The 14,603-nt window shown below is 62.1% G+C and carries 17 protein-coding genes; 8 read left to right on the top strand and 9 right to left on the bottom strand.

The window, feature by feature from the left end:
- The first annotated feature begins 7 nt into the window (after nt 1–7).
- Complete coding sequence (locus FFI89_RS22200) at nt 8–646, top strand: NIPSNAP family protein (protein ID WP_138829757.1); 639 nt, start codon at nt 8–10, stop codon at nt 644–646.
- Nucleotides 647–736: 90 nt separating this feature from the next.
- Here the strand turns inward: FFI89_RS22200 and FFI89_RS22195 are convergent, their stop codons facing one another.
- Nucleotides 737–1,945, bottom strand: coding sequence for a GNAT family N-acetyltransferase (locus FFI89_RS22195; protein ID WP_138829756.1), 1,209 nt, complete (start codon nt 1,943–1,945; stop codon nt 737–739).
- 221 nt (nt 1,946–2,166) lie between these two features.
- Nucleotides 2,167–2,508 (bottom strand): hypothetical protein, encoded by a 342-nt coding sequence (locus FFI89_RS22190; protein WP_246669225.1) that lies wholly within the window; start codon nt 2,506–2,508, stop codon nt 2,167–2,169.
- Nucleotides 2,509–2,699: 191 nt separating this feature from the next.
- Between FFI89_RS22190 and FFI89_RS22185 the strand changes: the two genes are divergently transcribed.
- The 3 genes from FFI89_RS22185 to FFI89_RS22175 all read left to right on the top strand — a co-directional run bounded on the left by FFI89_RS22185 (nt 2,700) and on the right by FFI89_RS22175 (nt 6,610).
- Nucleotides 2,700–2,921, top strand: a complete 222-nt coding sequence (locus FFI89_RS22185; protein ID WP_138829754.1) for a hypothetical protein — start codon at nt 2,700–2,702, stop codon at nt 2,919–2,921.
- A 145-nt stretch (nt 2,922–3,066) separates the two neighbouring features.
- The gene (locus tag FFI89_RS22180; protein ID WP_138829753.1) at nt 3,067–4,509 is read left to right on the top strand and encodes a caspase family protein; all 1,443 of its coding nucleotides are present in this window, start codon (nt 3,067–3,069) and stop codon (nt 4,507–4,509) included.
- 52 nt (nt 4,510–4,561) lie between these two features.
- Nucleotides 4,562–6,610: a pyrroloquinoline quinone-dependent dehydrogenase gene (locus FFI89_RS22175; RefSeq protein WP_138829752.1), complete on the top strand. Its 2,049-nt coding sequence runs from the start codon at nt 4,562–4,564 to the stop codon at nt 6,608–6,610.
- A gap of 253 nt (nt 6,611–6,863) precedes the next feature.
- Here the strand turns inward: FFI89_RS22175 and FFI89_RS22170 are convergent, their stop codons facing one another.
- Complete coding sequence (locus tag FFI89_RS22170) at nt 6,864–7,334, bottom strand: histidine phosphatase family protein (protein WP_168212992.1); 471 nt, start codon at nt 7,332–7,334, stop codon at nt 6,864–6,866.
- A gap of 318 nt (nt 7,335–7,652) precedes the next feature.
- Entirely contained in the window at nt 7,653–8,114 is a 462-nt protein-coding gene (locus FFI89_RS22165; RefSeq protein ID WP_138829750.1) for a PaaI family thioesterase, read from the bottom strand.
- A 347-nt stretch (nt 8,115–8,461) separates the two neighbouring features.
- Between FFI89_RS22165 and FFI89_RS22155 the strand changes: the two genes are divergently transcribed.
- A complete protein-coding gene (locus FFI89_RS22155) occupies nt 8,462–8,749 on the top strand; it encodes a hypothetical protein (protein ID WP_210249018.1) in 288 nt (95 codons plus the stop codon).
- Nucleotides 8,750–8,880: 131 nt separating this feature from the next.
- On the top strand, nt 8,881–9,111 hold the full coding sequence (locus FFI89_RS22150; protein ID WP_138829748.1) for a hypothetical protein: 231 nt from the start codon (nt 8,881–8,883) through the stop codon (nt 9,109–9,111).
- A gap of 212 nt (nt 9,112–9,323) precedes the next feature.
- On the opposite strand, the gene FFI89_RS22145 is transcribed toward FFI89_RS22150, so the two are convergent.
- The 5 genes from FFI89_RS22145 to FFI89_RS22125 form a co-directional block, all read right to left on the bottom strand.
- Nucleotides 9,324–9,557, bottom strand: a complete 234-nt coding sequence (locus tag FFI89_RS22145) for a hypothetical protein (protein ID WP_138829747.1) — start codon at nt 9,555–9,557, stop codon at nt 9,324–9,326.
- Nucleotides 9,558–9,785: 228 nt separating this feature from the next.
- Entirely contained in the window at nt 9,786–9,965 is a 180-nt protein-coding gene (locus FFI89_RS22140) for a hypothetical protein (protein ID WP_138829746.1), read from the bottom strand.
- 194 nt (nt 9,966–10,159) lie between these two features.
- On the bottom strand, nt 10,160–10,486 hold the full coding sequence (locus FFI89_RS22135) for a hypothetical protein (protein ID WP_246669224.1): 327 nt from the start codon (nt 10,484–10,486) through the stop codon (nt 10,160–10,162).
- A 1,002-nt stretch (nt 10,487–11,488) separates the two neighbouring features.
- A complete protein-coding gene (locus FFI89_RS34990; protein ID WP_138829745.1) occupies nt 11,489–11,686 on the bottom strand; it encodes a hypothetical protein in 198 nt (65 codons plus the stop codon).
- A gap of 278 nt (nt 11,687–11,964) precedes the next feature.
- Complete coding sequence (locus FFI89_RS22125) at nt 11,965–12,213, bottom strand: hypothetical protein (RefSeq protein ID WP_138829744.1); 249 nt, start codon at nt 12,211–12,213, stop codon at nt 11,965–11,967.
- A gap of 597 nt (nt 12,214–12,810) precedes the next feature.
- Here FFI89_RS22125 and FFI89_RS22120 point away from each other — a divergent pair.
- Entirely contained in the window at nt 12,811–13,296 is a 486-nt protein-coding gene (locus FFI89_RS22120; RefSeq protein ID WP_168212991.1) for a lipocalin-like domain-containing protein, read from the top strand.
- Between the two features lie 208 nt (nt 13,297–13,504).
- Entirely contained in the window at nt 13,505–14,596 is a 1,092-nt protein-coding gene (gene recA / locus FFI89_RS22115; protein ID WP_138829742.1) for a recombinase RecA, read from the top strand.
- The last annotated feature ends 7 nt before the right edge of the window (nt 14,597–14,603 follow it).

The following is a 14,603-nucleotide window of genomic DNA, read 5'->3' as shown; positions in this document are numbered from 1 at the left end:
AGGCATCATGCTCTACGAACTGCGAACCTACACCGTAAAGCCAGGCACGCTTGGCGACATCGTCAAGGCGGCCTCTACCGTGTCGCGCGATGTCCGCGGCGACAATTACGGCAAGCTCGAAGGCTACTGGTTCACCGAAATCGGGCCACTCAATCAGGTCATGCACATGTGGAGCTACGCAAGCTACGACGAGCGGACGCGGCTGCGCGGCGAACTGGCCAAGAACCCGCGCTGGAACAACGAGTATATTCCCCTGATCCGCCCCATTGTGGTGCGTCAGGACATCCGCCTGCTCAACGCCATCAGGCCACCCGTAGCCCCGGCTTCCTCGGGCAATATCTATGAATTGCGCAACTATCGCGCCAAAGCCGTCGGTCCCGTCAGGCAATGGCTTGAAGCGTTCACCGCGGTGCTGCCGGAACGCGAGAAATATTCCAAGATCGTCGGCCTCTGGCAGACCGAGGCGGGGCAGCCAAATGAAGTGTGCCACATCTGGGCCTATCCCGACCTGAACGCCCGCGCCAAAGCCCGCGGCGACGCGATGAAGGATCCTGCCTGGCAGGAATTTCTCACCAAGGGCCCGAGATTCCTCGAGGAGATGCACTCGACCATCATGCTGCCGGCGCCGCACTCCCCGTTGAAGTAAGTACCGCATGTAGCCCGGATGAGCGAAGCGATATCCGGGAACGGAACAGCAAAGCCCCGGATGTCGCTGCGCTCATCCGGGTAACGGTGTTCATGCGGATTTCTTTCGATGTTTCCGGATCAGCCGGACGAGGTAGCGAGCCGACACACGGAGGGCCTTGCGCAAGCCGAGGGCCGCATGAATCAGTGCTACGACGGGATCGCGCCGCCGCAACGGGATCAGCACGTCACCGATCGCCAGGCGCCCGCGCCAGATCGGGTCGATCATGGGATGGTCGGGACTTGCGGTGGAATCGACCAGGCGAACGGACGGGTCGGCGCAGAGATGCCGGGTCAGGTCCAGCGTCAGTTGCACGCCCGGCGAGAATTTCGCGAAACGCTCGTCGACGCCGAGCTTGAAGTAGAAGGCGCGATCCTGATGGCGCAGCACGATCGCGGATGCCACCACCGTGTCACCGGCGCGCAGTGTCACGATCTCGCATTGCCCCGTCTCTGCGAGCGCCAGGGTGGCGCGACGGATAAAGGCCGCATCGCCGGCGTGCTGTCCGAGCGCCGTGCCGCGCTGGCCCTTCCAGCCGCTGGCTTCCAGCGTCAGGAAGGTTTCGAGCGCCGCTGCGATATCTCCGGATCCGCGCGCGACGTCGAACCGGATGGCGCCGTGCTCGGCGAGGCGGTTGCGCTGGCGCCGCAGTTCCTTCAATTTCTTGGGGCCCAACGCCTCCCGCAGCAATTCATCGGCATCGGTGCTGGCGTCGAGACAGGCGCGGACATGCGACTGCAGCACGCGCGGCCGCATGCCGTCCTGCCGCAGGATTTCCGCGAAGGATTTCATGGCAGCGCCGTCGAGCGACATGTCGCGCAGGATCAGCGCATGGGCGCCGGCTCGCCGTGCCTGCTGCAGAAGGCCGGCGGCTGCCTCTCGCGCGAGGTCACGATCAAGCGGCGGCGTCGACAGCGAGCCGTAGGGATCGGCGCTGACCAAAGCGGGCAGGGGAATCTTATAGGCCTGCCACATCGAAATCACGGGCATCAGCCCGATCAATTGGGACGTATCGCCCCACGCGCTGAGCGCGGCGGCGCCGCTGCGGCCGTTCGCGGAAGCATTCACCGCCAATTCCCAATCCGGCAGATAATAGCCGTTCGGTTCGGCGGTGCATTCGGAAAGCGCACGCCAGGCGGCCGCGGAAACATCCGCAAGCGGCGTCAGCGCACCGGCGACGGCTGCGGCCGGCACAAATGCGCGGTCGGCATCCCTGATCGATGCGCGGCGAACCCCGGCTGATTCCGCAATCTCGGCCACTTCCCCAAATCCCCGTTCGCGATTGTCGCGCAGCCGGCACCGCAGTGCCGCTTGCCTGCATCGCGTTCACAGGCGACGTTAGCCGAGAGAAGTGGAAAATGCCGTTGGGACGAAGCTCGAATTTGAGCGGTCGTGTTAACCGCTCGTTCAGCATCTAGTCGTGGCAACCGGCCGTCGCTGATCATCCGCGAGCGGAGCGGGTTTTGCCCGAGCGCGCGAGGCTAGATCGGGTCGTAGCTTTCGATCATGCAGGTGTCCTCGGCCTCGACCTGCCGGCGATCTGAAATCACGCCGTCGGCGATCGTGATCCGGTAGGTCTGCGTACCCAGCGGCTTGCCGATCACCGACGTCAGTTCGGCCTTGACGCATGCCGTCCAGCCCGGGCCGCGCAGATTGTGTCGCGGCTCGGAGACGCGGACATGCTCCGGATGCGACGCCGACGTAAAAACGGCGTCTAGTTTTTCACCCAGCAGCCGTTTGACGTCGGGTGGCGATTCAAGCGGGGCAGGTTCGGGGGCCTTGGCGCGCATGAATTCAGGCACCGGCGAGCGAACGTCGGCCATGCCGCACCCCGCAAGCCACAGTGCCCCGCCCGCCGTCAGCGCTATGTGAACGATGTCCCGCCGCATCGCGGGCTTTTTACCCCGGACAGGGGGTGCTGGGACAGGCTATGTTACATCACAAAGCCGAGCCCGGGATTGCCATCATCGCGGGGCAGGGTAGATGTTCGAGCGGGATATCGGAGAGTAGCGCCATGAAGACCTTCACGATTGCGGCTGTCATGCTGGCGTTGCTGACGACGGCTGCGAACGCCCAGGCGAGGCGGCCACACGACGAGGAAAAGAAGAAGGTCGATAAACCCGTGGTCGACGACAAAGCCTACAAGGCGGCACTGGAAAGAATTCCCGAGCCCAAGGAAAAATACGATCCCTGGGGCGTCGCGCGCCCGCCAGAACCCGCCAAGAAGCCGAAATAACCTCCCGGAATCGCGGCACGTTGCGCCTGCGACAGTATCGCCGTTGAATTGAGCGCTGCCGCGGCCTCACACGGCGCCGCTTGCTTGAACCTTTCGCTTTCAGCGCGTGACCAATTTCAAGCCTGCATTGCCGGGAGGTGGTCTGATGCTCGGTCACACGCTGCTGAAACTGACGGTATCCGCGTCGATGCTTCTGGCCGCAGGCTCTGCCTTCGCCGAAAACCGCCTCGCGCTGGTGATCGGCCAGTCTGCCTATCGTTCGGTTCCGGCGCTGCCCAATCCGGCCAATGACGCCAAGGCGGTCACGCAGATGCTGACCGATTCCGGCTTTGAGGTTTCGACGGCTGCCGATCTTTCGCAAAACGAGATGCGGCAACAGGTCAGCGAATTTGCCGGAAAGGTCGCGGCCAAGGGGGCCGACACCGTCGCGCTGGTATTTTATGCCGGCCATGGTCTGCAGATCGACGGCGAGAATTATCTGGTCCCCGTCGATGTCGATCCGAAGCGCGAAGCCGACATTCCGATCCAGGCGGTGCGCCTCAACGACATCCTGAATACGCTGACGTCGGTGCCGAGCAAGATGCGCATCCTGATGCTCGATGCCTGCCGCAACAATCCGTTCCCCGACATCAACAAGACTTCGGGCGGCGGCCTTGCCATTGTCGATGCCAAGATCGGCGCGCCCGGAACGTTCCTGTCATTCTCGACATCGCCGGGCGCGGTCGCCGAGGACGGCAGCGGCGCCAATAGCCCGTATACGAGCGCGCTGCTCAGCGCCGGCAAGGAGACGGGGATTCCGATCGAGGAAACCTTCAAGCGGGTGCGGTTGGCGGTGAACAAGGCCACCGACGGGCGGCAGACGCCGTGGGACAGTTCGTCGCTTACCGAGGATTTCCGGTTTTCCGGTCCTGCGGTCGCCGGTCCGAAGCTGGCCGAGACCAGGAAGACCGTGGCTGAATGGACGCGCGACCTCAAAGGCAAGCCGGTCGAGGCCGCCAACGAGATGATCGTGGCCGACGGCACCGACGAGGCTTATGAAGCTTTCGCAGGCCTCTATGCGCAGACGCCGCTCGGTATGCTGGCGCGCGACTGGCTCAACCGTCACGTTCGGATGGTGGCATGGAACAAGGCGGTCATCGTCAACACCGCAGCCGGCTATCGCGGCTTCCTTGCGCAATTCCCCGACAGCGATCTCACCGCGACGGCGCGCAAGCTGGAAGGGCGGCTGCGCAACCGCCCCGACACCGCCCCCGCCGTCGCGGGCGCGGGCGCGGCCGCGCAAAACGTTGCGCTGACATGTCCCTGCAACATTCAGCCGGCGCCGCAGCCGCAGTTGAAGAAGGTCGATGCGCCGGCCAGGAACGTCGATCCTGTCCCGCCCAAGCGGGTCGATCGCAAGCCGCCGCGGCGCCTGCAGGGGCCTGACGATGACGTTGTGGTGTATCGCCGTCCGCCGCCGAGCGAGGTGTATGAGCCCGGGCCGCCAGTCGGAATCGGCATCGGTATCGGAATCGGTGGTGGTTATGGCGGTGGTCAATACGGCGGTGGCAACTATGGCGGTGTCGGCCGAAGCAGGGGTGGATACTGAGGCGGTAATCGCGTAATCGGTTTTTGCGAAGTGCTTCGCTTGCGGAGACACCATGCGAAATCCGGTTCGGCTGTTTGCCTTTTTCGTCTGTCTCGGCGGCGTCTGCCTTTCGTCGCTCGCGCTTGCCTGGGAGCATTGGGGCGGCGATCGCGGGGGATCGCGGTTCTCTCCGCTCACCCAGATCACATCAGGCAATGTCGGCAATCTTGTCCGCGCCTGGGAGTTTCGGACCGGCGACCTCGACCGCCGCGCGCCGGAGGTGATGAAGCGGACCAAGTTTCAGGCTACCCCGCTGTTTGTCGAAGACAGCCTGATCTTCTGCTCGCCGTTTAACGAAGTCATCGCGCTCGATCCCGGCAGCGGCGCACAGAAATGGCGCTACGATCCGAAGATCTCGACCAGCCAGCGCCCGGCCAATCGCTACAATTGCCGCGGCGTCGCCTATTGGGTCGACGACAAGGCGGCCGAAAAGGCCGCCTGCCGCGCGCGGATCTATGTGGGTACCAACGATGTGCGCGTGATCGCGCTCGACGCCCGGACCGGCATTCCCTGCGAAGATTTCGGCAGCCATGGTGAGGCAAGGCTTGGCGAGATCAGGCTTGCGACGCCGCCGCTGGAATGGCCCGGCGAATTCCAGATCACCTCGGCACCGGTAATTGCCGGCGGCGTCGTCATTGTCGGATCCTCGATCGCGGACAACCGCCGCGTCGAGGCGCCGGCCGGTACGGTACGCGCCTTCGATGCGCGCACTGGGGCAGCGCTCTGGAATTTCGATCCGCTGCTTCATGGCGGTGTCATCGCCGGTCACGCCAATGTCTGGGCACCGATGTCGGTGGACGAGGATCGCGGCCTGGTCTTTCTGCCGACGTCGTCGCCAAGCCCGGACTTCTGGGGCGGCAAGCGGCCGGGCAACAATGATCACGCCGATTCGGTGGTAGCGCTTCGCGCCGCGACCGGCGAATTGATCTGGTCGTTTCAGGCCGTGCATCACGATGTCTGGGACTACGACCTGCCGGCGCAGCCGACGCTGGCGCGCATCGATACCGGTGAGGGGATGCGCGATGTCGTGATCCAGCCGACCAAGCAGGGCTTTGTGTTCGTGCTCGACCGCGACACCGGCAAGCCGGTGTGGCCGGTGGAGGAGCGAAGCGTTCCGCAAAACGGGGCGGAGGGCGAGCAGCTCTCGCCGACGCAGCCGTTTCCGACGCACGTGCCGGTCCTGGTGCCGCAGCGGATTTCGACCGACGACGTGTTCGGCTTCATTCCCTTCCGCGACAGTTCGCTGTGCCGCGAGCAGATCGCGGCGGCGCGCAACGAGGGGCTCTACACGCCCCCCTCGACGCAGGGGACGGTGGTGTTTCCGATGACCGGCGGCGGCGTGAACTGGGGCGGGGTGGCGTTTGATCCTGTCCATCAAATTCTCTACGCAAATACCTCGCAGGCGATCCACCTCGTCAAGCTGCTGCCGCGTGCGGCGGCGCAGGGGTTTAACCCGCCGCCCGGCCATGATTTCGGACAACAGCAGGGCGCGCCGTTCGCGATGACGCGCGCGGTAGCGATGTCCCCGCTCGGCCTGTTGTGCAACAAGCCGCCCTGGGGCGAGATGGTCGCGGTCGATCTGAAGGCCGGGAAAATTCTGTGGCGGTCGCGGGTCGGCACCACGGAAGACCGTGCGCCACTCGGCATCGCCTTCCACTGGGGCACGCCGCTGGTCAACGGTGTCGTGATCACCGCGGGCGGTCTTGCCTTCACCGGCGCGATGGATGCGTACCTGCGCGCCTTCGACGCGAGGTCGGGTGAGGAGCTTTGGCAGGGGCGGTTGCCGGTGCCGGGCGTCGCCAATCCCATGACCTATCTTTGGCAAGGCGAGCAATATGTCGCGATCGGAGCCGGCGGGCATTCCGAGTCAGGCACGACGATCGGCGACAGCGTGCTGGCTTTTCGTCTGGCGCGGCCGGGCGAAACGCCGTCGTTGTGGTCGCGCACCATCGACCGGCCTGGCGGGCGGTTTATGGCGAAGGCGATTGCGATTGGGTTGGTGGTGATGCTGTTGGTTGTCGCGGCGTGGCGCTGGCGGCGGCGTGCCAAGCCAATCGTCTAGGACCTACCCCAAATGCGAGATGTCCGCTGTTGGGTTAAGGCACCACGCGGTCGATCACGGCGCGCGCCTGTCCAATCCTCCATCGTTGCCTACGGCCCGCCGACGAGATGATCGAATAGAGAAATATTTGCTGATGCCCCGAGCGGTGCTTGTTGAGTGGTTAGGTCATCGGTCATCGATGTGGATTTTACCGATAACGTCGACATCCGTCCCATTGGGCTGGACCACAAAAAATTCCCCCATAACTGGTGGTTCAAAGAACAACGTTGGCGATGTTGAGATCGTGGGTAATCATCACCAGATTTGAGGAGTCGTGGTGTTTCAGAATTTCTTGCAAAACGAGTTCGTCATTCAATTTGGCCTGACTGTCGGACACTACGCCTGGTGGCACCAGATATTGAACTGGAGTTGCGCGACCAAACGCAATTTGGCCGGTATCAATGCAACGGCAAAAGGGGCTGCTCAGAACCGCGCCAACCGCAATGCCGTGAGCACGGAAGGCTTCTCCGATACGCTTGGCCTGCTCTACGCCGCGGGCCGAAAGGTTTACTTCCTCCGCGCAGTTCCCGGGCGAGAGGCGTCCCATCCCTTCTCGGATGTCGACGTGCCCATGGCGCAACAGGATAACCTTGCCGCCCTGCTTTAATGCAGCCCAGACCTTCTCGTCGTCGGCAAATGCGCCTCCGGCCCCGAGCGTCAGCAAAACCAGCAAGCTGATGAGCAAGGCGGCTGTTCTGTTCAAGTTGCTGGGCATGGGTTGCGGGACCGATGGCACAAACGCTGCCACTGGGAGACTGTGCTCAGGCTAACTCAGTTTCTCGGTAAGGGGAATGTCGCCTGTTGGCCACAGAACGCGGCGCAGATCCGCCGGTCAACGCGCAGACCGAATGGCAATGACCCCGGAAGTTCGGCACTTACTGCGCGAAGAATCCGACCATCAGCATCGTCAATGCGGCGGAAGAAATTCTCGGCAAGTAGAGTCTTCCACGGTTGACGCGTTTTCTTCACGCGAACCGGTATCCACTTCGCTTGAAAACGCTATCTAGGCGTTCAACATCGCGAACGCGCTCGAGACCATCGCCACCGGCTTGTTGTCGGCGGCACTCAGAAGCGTGACGCGGCCGAAGCTCATGGTACGTCCGAGGCGAACCACGCGCGCATCGGCCAGCACGTCGCCGGTAGCCGCGCGCATGAAATGCGTGGTCTGGTCGACCGTCGTCATCGGACGATAGCCGCGGTTGGCGGCGAGGTTGGCGAGCACCATCGAAGTGTCGGCAAACGCCATCAGCGCCTGGCCGCAGACCACGCCGCCGTTGCGGCACAGCCGTTCCGAGAACGGCATGCGCAGGATCGCGCCCGGCTGCCAGTCGGTTGCCCCGCCAGGCGGCGGGGTGAAGTCGAACCCCTCGATCGACAGATTGAGATCCAGCACCCACGGCGCAAATACCTCGCCAAGCACACGCCTGGCTTCCCCGATGCCGAATTCCGCAGCTTGCTGTTGCATGAACCTTTGTTCCCGCCCGATATGATTGTTGGTGCATTGTAGGGGCCATTCGGCCGAAGGGAACAGCCAGTCCGGCTTGAAAATGCCGGACTTGCAGCCCATGATGCGGCCCGTGGGGAGTTGACTGTCGATGCTGCGTCGTCTCGTATTGATCTTCAGCGTGCTAGCCGCGGGTCTCGCGCTTTCAGGCTGCACCAAGTGCGGTCCGATCTGGGACGATTGGATGCAATCGCCGAAATCCTGCAAGTCCGACCGCCTTTAGACGCAGGGCCTCGTGCTTGGCGGCGCCGTTCGGACGGTGATATATTCCATCGAACGCGAGGGCGAACGTCCCAATGGAGAGCGTCATGAGAATGCTGAGCGCGGCTGCGGTGATGGTGCTGTTGATGGCACCTGCCTACGCGCAATCACCTAATATCAACCTGATGCCTGAATTCCAGTCCAAGACTCCCGAGGAAAAGGAAGCGGAAGCGATAAGGGACAAGGCCTACAAGGAATCCCTGAAGAAGATCCCCGACACCAAGACGTCTTCCGACCCGTGGGGCACGGTGCGGAGCACCGACGCGCCGAAGGCTGCTGCGGCCCCGGCCAAGCCGAAAACCAAGACCGGAAGCAGCGCGCAGCGCAGCCAGTAACGACGCAAGGCGGCGGACAAGATTCGTTCGCCTCCAGCCCTCTTATTCAGTCCCTTGCTCTCCTATATTCAGCCTGTTGTCCTGTGGTCCGGGGTTTCGACTCCCGGAGTTAAGACATCTGGAGTTTAGAGTTGGGCTTTCGTCCCCGCGATCTCGCGAGCCGGATGGCCGGCCGGCGCAAGCCGGACGACGGCTACCTGCGCGAGACCTTCACTTTGCCGCGCGACGAGGCGCGAATGCGGGCACGCGACTTCCTCAACCGCTATCCCAAGGCAGCCTATATGAGCTCGGTCGAAAGCTGGCGGGAGCTGCCCGGTGGCGACATCGAATTTACGATGCGTCGGCTCGCCAGCGCCGACTAGTTCCCGGTCGAGAACCGTCGCATCGGGCCAACCCACTCGCGCAATTGGGCGGCGAAGTGCTTCGGGTGTGCGCGCTGATCCGGCGCAGGGGGAACTGATCGGCGCCCGTTTCATTTCCGGAAGAGGAGCTTCGGCAGGGGCAGGGGCAGGCGGGTGAAGCGGATCTGAATTCGCTGCGGGCCCGGATCGAACGGTCCTTTGCGGCGAGGTTTCTACTCCAGCGTCTCCGCCACCAGCCGGATTCGAAAGACGGGCTTTCTGGATTCATCCAGCAGCTCCATCTGCCATTCGGCGTTTTCGATCAGCTTGCGGGAGACGCCGGCGACGATGTCGCCACAGACGCCGGTCATTTCCTTCCATGCCGCGTTACGATCGGGAAATTCCGCACCCTCGCCGCAGACGCCGGCTTGCTCCCCACTGCGGACGCTGAAGAAGAAGATCGGCATGGCATGTGACCCAATGAAGCGAGGCCGTCTTTGGCCTCCGGGCATCCGTTCGAACCTGCGGGCGGGGCGGAGTGGATTCCCGGGGCGGGGAAAGATCAACTCCGGACATTTACGGGCTTAAGCACGTACCGGGTATTCGATGCGACGCTCGGCGAAGTAAATAACTGACTGTAATTGTTTTGGAATAATGCGAAGCGGCGACGTCGAAAAAGTGCGAAGCGCGGTCCGCTACTCACCCGAGGCTTTTTTCAGCTCACGGTCGATCCGCAGCTGGACGCGCCGCATCGCGAGCAGCTGAAGCATGGCCTCGGTCTTGCCGGTCACGACCCTGTCGCCGATCCTGAATTGCCATTTCCAGGTGCCCGGCGGCCCCGCCGTCACGGTGTATTCGACGCCCCTGTGGATCATGCAAAGGTCCCGCACCGCCCGAAGTTCGCATTCAACCTTAACACTTAAGATTGTTAAAATTTATGATACGCGTTTCGGGCGTGGACAGGCAAGTACCTCTGGCGCTGAAGGGGGATGACAAGGCGGACGGCGTCGGGCAGGCGCGGCCTCGTGCGGCGCCGGTTGTTTGAACTGAGCCGTCGTCAAAAGCCCTGCTATTGCGAGAGAACCAACCCCGCCAGCCGGTTCAGATTTCCAAGCTGCCTTGCCGGTTCCGCCGCGCAGTCGATTTCCCCGAGTGACAAAAGCAGCCGCTGGTAGGCGCGCTCAGCTATTGCTGTCGGCAGCGGCGTCTCGTCGAACTCCTCGACATAGGTGTTGATGATCCCATGGAGCAGCCGGCACATCGCCCGTTGTCCGGGATGACGCGCGGCGAGCAGGGCAAGCTTGTGCTGGAGGAGTTTGAAAGTCCGAAGACCCGGGTGCTGACTTGAAAGCCAGCAATGCAGTTCGGCGTATGGCTCAGAATGCAGTTCGTTCACGAAAAAGCTCCTTTCCGAATTCTGGAAGAAGCTGCGAACTTGTACAGCAACGCGGCCTCCGCGAACAGTCGCGGGATTGCAGGGCGTGGTTGCGAATTGGGAATGCGCGGGGGGCGCGGGCGAAGGCTGCCAGCGCGCTGCAAACAAGCGCTGCGCCGCTCAAGCGGAGTATGGTCGCTTGGCGGCGCAGGCCTATGCCCCGAGTGATGCAATATCCCAGGCAGCAATATGTCTGGCCAGAATTCAAAAGGTTCAACGCCGGTCCCGGTAAATTTGGCGGGCGCAGGTCCGGTCACTAAAACGGGGGCTTGCGACCTGCGTAGCCGTGGGGAGGGCGGTGGTCCTCCAGATTATTCCCCGCCATCGGCGACCTCGCCGCGTGTCCCCATGCGGCGGGGTCGTTGTCCCGGCGTCAGCCCGCGGCGGCCGCTCGGGGGGTGCTACGTTCTCATCATCCCGACGGAATGCCTGCCGCTATTCCGGGCGCGGCGGGTGAGGCTGGCGCGGCGGGATCAGCGTTCTGGGCGGAGCCAGGGGCCGCACCGGTTCCGGCAGCCGTGCCGGCTCCGGCGCCCGATTGAACCGCAAGAGCCACCCGGACAAATAGGCGTAACGCCGCCGCAGCGTCTGCAGCAGGGTCGCCTCGGCGCCATCGGTGAATTCGTGCTCCATGACGGCAAGACATAACGCGGTCCGCTTGACGGAGGGTTCAGGTGGAACCGCGACAATGCGTCAAATGATCAACAACGTATTCACCATGGCAGGGCCCGCCGACCACGGTTCTGCTATCAATGACGTCGCGGACCGGGGATGGCGATGCGCGACGACACGCTGAAGGAGAAAGCCCGGATCACCGTAGGCGCCGTGGCGGCGCTGGTGATCGTGGGCTGGCTCGCGATCGTCGCACTGGCGCTGATGTCGGCCGGATGAGGCATTTCCAACCAACGCGACCGAAGCGGACCGTTCAAATGATAGAGGCCGCCAACTGAATAGCTTTACTTCCTATTCCGGCGGTTGAAGCCCGGGCGACCGAAGCCACTCGCTCATGTGTGAGCCGGTCTCCGCCTGTCTGGCTTTGCGGATCAGCTCATCGCGTACCGTGCCAGGTTTAAGCAATTTGGCCTCCGCGCGTAGGCGCTTCGCTTCCTCGGCCAGTCGTTCTTCAAGGGATTGGGTCTGTGTGAAACGGCGACGCTCCATGACGCAACCTCCGTTATTTTGCGGGTCCTAACCGCAGGGCTTGAGTACTTTCCGATCTTAATATGTCTCCGCCCGGGAGTCAGTTCCCTACGGGGCATAGTTCCAAATTAGGCCACTGCCGAAATCAAAGAGGCCACTGAGGTCGGAAACAGGTCGGTACCCGTATCCAACTCGGTCGCGTGCTGGAAATGGCTGCCAAAAAGCGTTCGCCTTCCTGGTTCCACCTCCGGCGGCGGAGACGAAAGAGGCCGCCAACTGAGGCGGCCTCTGAGTTCGCTCTAATTGCAGGTATCAATTGGATATTGGTTAGAGCCGCCGATCCCGACGAAGTACTTGTTGCCGGCCTTGCAACGCGCTTTGCATTTGGGAATTTCTTCACGGCATATCGCTATGGCGGAGCCTTGCCTTGCCGCGTCTGGAAGGTTCGCTTTCGCCCAACCCACACACAATGCTCCTTGTTCGGAGCAGGAGCGAGCCGAGGCGGTTTCGATAGAAGCCAGGCCGACGATGCCAATCAACAAAAACATGGAAAATCGCACTTCTATGACCCTCCCTGGGATGCTGAAACGCCCAAGGTTAGGTCAGGTGGGAACCTGCGACAAGGAACCCAAGACGCCGGGATTTAGGACACTCCATAAATCTACTTTGGACACTTGGGGGCAAATACGGAACGTACCCTTGGTACTGGCCGAAATAGGCCACTCGCTGGATCAAACTAGGCCACTAAAGCAAACAGCGTCCCCAAGCCGAATAATGCTTGGTGACGCTGTTCTAAGTCCGGACAATGCAATCCCCCGGTAGCTATCTGTCTTCACGAGGCGTGCCGAGGTTCAATGACCGCTACTCGCAGATTTAAATCAGGCCAGTGATTTAATGTTGGCCGGGAAGGGCCTCGCGATATGAGGGACCTTCGAGACAAGGTGGCTCGTCATTATGGGCGGCAAGTCATTCAGTTTTCACTTTCGTTACCGAATCCGGAAGCTTCGTCACCCACTGAGACGCCGCCCCCGAAGCCACCATTCCTCCGGCGTCTCTGATTTGTCCAAAATGGAAAGAGGCCGCCAACTGAGGCGGGCTCGGCAAGACTAAGCTAGTGCATGGAATTTGATCCAAGGGAGGAAAATATGGTTCGCCTCATTGCCCTCGCTGTTGCTGCTTGTTGTTATTTCCAACCTGGATTGGCTCTGGCGCAGGATGTCGCGAAACAGATATCGGGTAGCTGGAAGCTAACCTCATGGACGATTCAAGTTATCGATGGAGAAGCCGCTCAGCCATTCGGCCCCAATCCGAAAGGCAGGGCAGTCTTCACACCTGACGGATTCTCGGCGTTCATGATCGCCAGACCAGATCGCAAGCCTGCAACGAACGATGCGGAATCGGCCGCGCTCCTCAAATCGCTAATGGTCTACACCGGCAAATTCACAATCGATGGAGACAAGCTTACGACCAACGTCGATCTATCGTGGAACGAGATTTTGACCGGCACGGCCCAAGTCCGGTTCTTCAAGCTGGAGGGAGATAAACTCTCCATTCGAACCGCCGAACAGGCCAGCGCGGTCTATCCCGGCAAGAAGGTGGTGGGCACCCTCACTTGGGAGCGTGAACGCTGAGGGGTTCTCAAAGGGACCACTCCTAAAATTGTAAAGGGACCACTAACCATCTGGCGGGACGGAAAGGGGCCAGCACCCAGCACTTTCAAAAGAACATATTGCGAACATAGAACAAACGTGGTACACGGTTCCCATCAGCCGTCGATTCCCAAAGATTTTGTCGCCCGTTTGTCCCGCTAGCGAATCCCCGCCATAAGGAGCACCACCTATGTCCGCTACTGCCCTGCGTATCGTCGAAGGATCCTCCATGGATAAGACCAAGGCCCTGTCCGCCGCGCTCTCCCAGATCGAGCGCCAGTTCGGCAAGGGCTCGGTGATGAAGCTGGGCAAGAACGACCGCTCGATGGACATCGAAACGATTTCGTCGGGATCGCTGGGGCTCGACATCGCGCTCGGCGTCGGCGGGCTGCCGAAGGGGCGCGTGGTCGAAATCTACGGGCCGGAATCCTCGGGCAAGACCACGCTGGCGCTGCACACGGTGGCGGAAGCCCAGAAGAAGGGCGGCATCTGCGCCTTCATCGACGCCGAACACGCGCTCGACCCGGTCTATGCGCGCAAGCTCGGCGTCAACATCGACGAACTCCTGATCTCGCAGCCCGACACCGGCGAGCAGGCGCTGGAAATCTGCGACACGCTGGTGCGTTCCGGCGCGGTCGACGTGCTGGTGATCGACTCGGTCGCCGCCCTGGTGCCGAAGGCCGAACTCGAGGGCGAGATGGGCGATGCGCTGCCCGGCCTGCAGGCGCGGCTGATGAGCCAGGCGCTACGCAAGCTCACCGCCTCGATCAACAAGTCCCACACCATGGTGATCTTCATCAACCAGATCCGCATGAAGATCGGTGTGATGTATGGTTCGCCGGAAACCACCACCGGCGGCAATGCGCTGAAATTTTACGCCTCCGTCCGCCTCGACATCCGCCGCATCGGCGCCATCAAGGAACGCGACGAAGTGGTCGGCAACCAGACCCGCGTCAAGGTGGTGAAGAACAAGCTGGCGCCGCCGTTCAAGCAGGTCGAATTCGATATCATGTATGGCGAGGGCGTCTCCAAGATGGGCGAAATTCTCGACCTCGGCGTCAAGGCCGGCATCGTCGAGAAATCCGGCGCCTGGTTCTCCTATGACAGCCAGCGGCTCGGGCAGGGCCGCGAAAACTCAAAAGCCTTCCTCAAGGCCAACCCTGATATGACCGCCAAGATCGAGATGGCGATCCGCCAGAACTCCGGCCTGATCGCCGAGCAGATTCTGGCCGGCTCGCCCGAGCGCGACGCCGACGGTGAGGATCCCGAGGCCGAAGAGTGAGGCTTTC

Origin of the sequence: Bradyrhizobium sp. KBS0727, assembly GCF_005937885.2 — a bacterium.
In the GTDB taxonomy this organism is placed as follows: Bacteria; Pseudomonadota; Alphaproteobacteria; order Rhizobiales; family Xanthobacteraceae; genus Bradyrhizobium.
This window is presented reverse-complemented; position numbering and strand designations above follow the sequence as displayed.

Bases quoted from the DNA above. Each gene is read 5' to 3' on its own strand.
- FFI89_RS34990 (WP_138829745.1), bottom strand. From the start codon at position 11,686: ATGGAGCGTCGCCGTTTCACACAGACCCAATCCCTTGAAGAACGACTG.
- FFI89_RS22120 (WP_168212991.1), top strand. From the start codon at position 12,811: ATGGTTCGCCTCATTGCCCTCGCTGTTGCTGCTTGTTGTTATTTCCAA.
- FFI89_RS22125 (WP_138829744.1), bottom strand. From the start codon at position 12,213: ATGTTTTTGTTGATTGGCATCGTCGGCCTGGCTTCTATCGAAACCGCC.
- FFI89_RS22180 (WP_138829753.1), top strand. From the start codon at position 3,067: ATGCTCGGTCACACGCTGCTGAAACTGACGGTATCCGCGTCGATGCTT.
- FFI89_RS22185 (WP_138829754.1), top strand. From the start codon at position 2,700: ATGAAGACCTTCACGATTGCGGCTGTCATGCTGGCGTTGCTGACGACG.
- FFI89_RS22155 (WP_210249018.1), top strand. From the start codon at position 8,462: ATGAGAATGCTGAGCGCGGCTGCGGTGATGGTGCTGTTGATGGCACCT.
- FFI89_RS22140 (WP_138829746.1), bottom strand. From the start codon at position 9,965: ATGATCCACAGGGGCGTCGAATACACCGTGACGGCGGGGCCGCCGGGC.
- FFI89_RS22175 (WP_138829752.1), top strand. From the start codon at position 4,562: ATGCGAAATCCGGTTCGGCTGTTTGCCTTTTTCGTCTGTCTCGGCGGC.
- FFI89_RS22200 (WP_138829757.1), top strand. From the start codon at position 8: ATGCTCTACGAACTGCGAACCTACACCGTAAAGCCAGGCACGCTTGGC.
- FFI89_RS22145 (WP_138829747.1), bottom strand. From the start codon at position 9,557: ATGCCGATCTTCTTCTTCAGCGTCCGCAGTGGGGAGCAAGCCGGCGTC.
- FFI89_RS22190 (WP_246669225.1), bottom strand. From the start codon at position 2,508: ATGGCCGACGTTCGCTCGCCGGTGCCTGAATTCATGCGCGCCAAGGCC.
- FFI89_RS22165 (WP_138829750.1), bottom strand. From the start codon at position 8,114: ATGCAACAGCAAGCTGCGGAATTCGGCATCGGGGAAGCCAGGCGTGTG.
- recA (WP_138829742.1), top strand. From the start codon at position 13,505: ATGTCCGCTACTGCCCTGCGTATCGTCGAAGGATCCTCCATGGATAAG.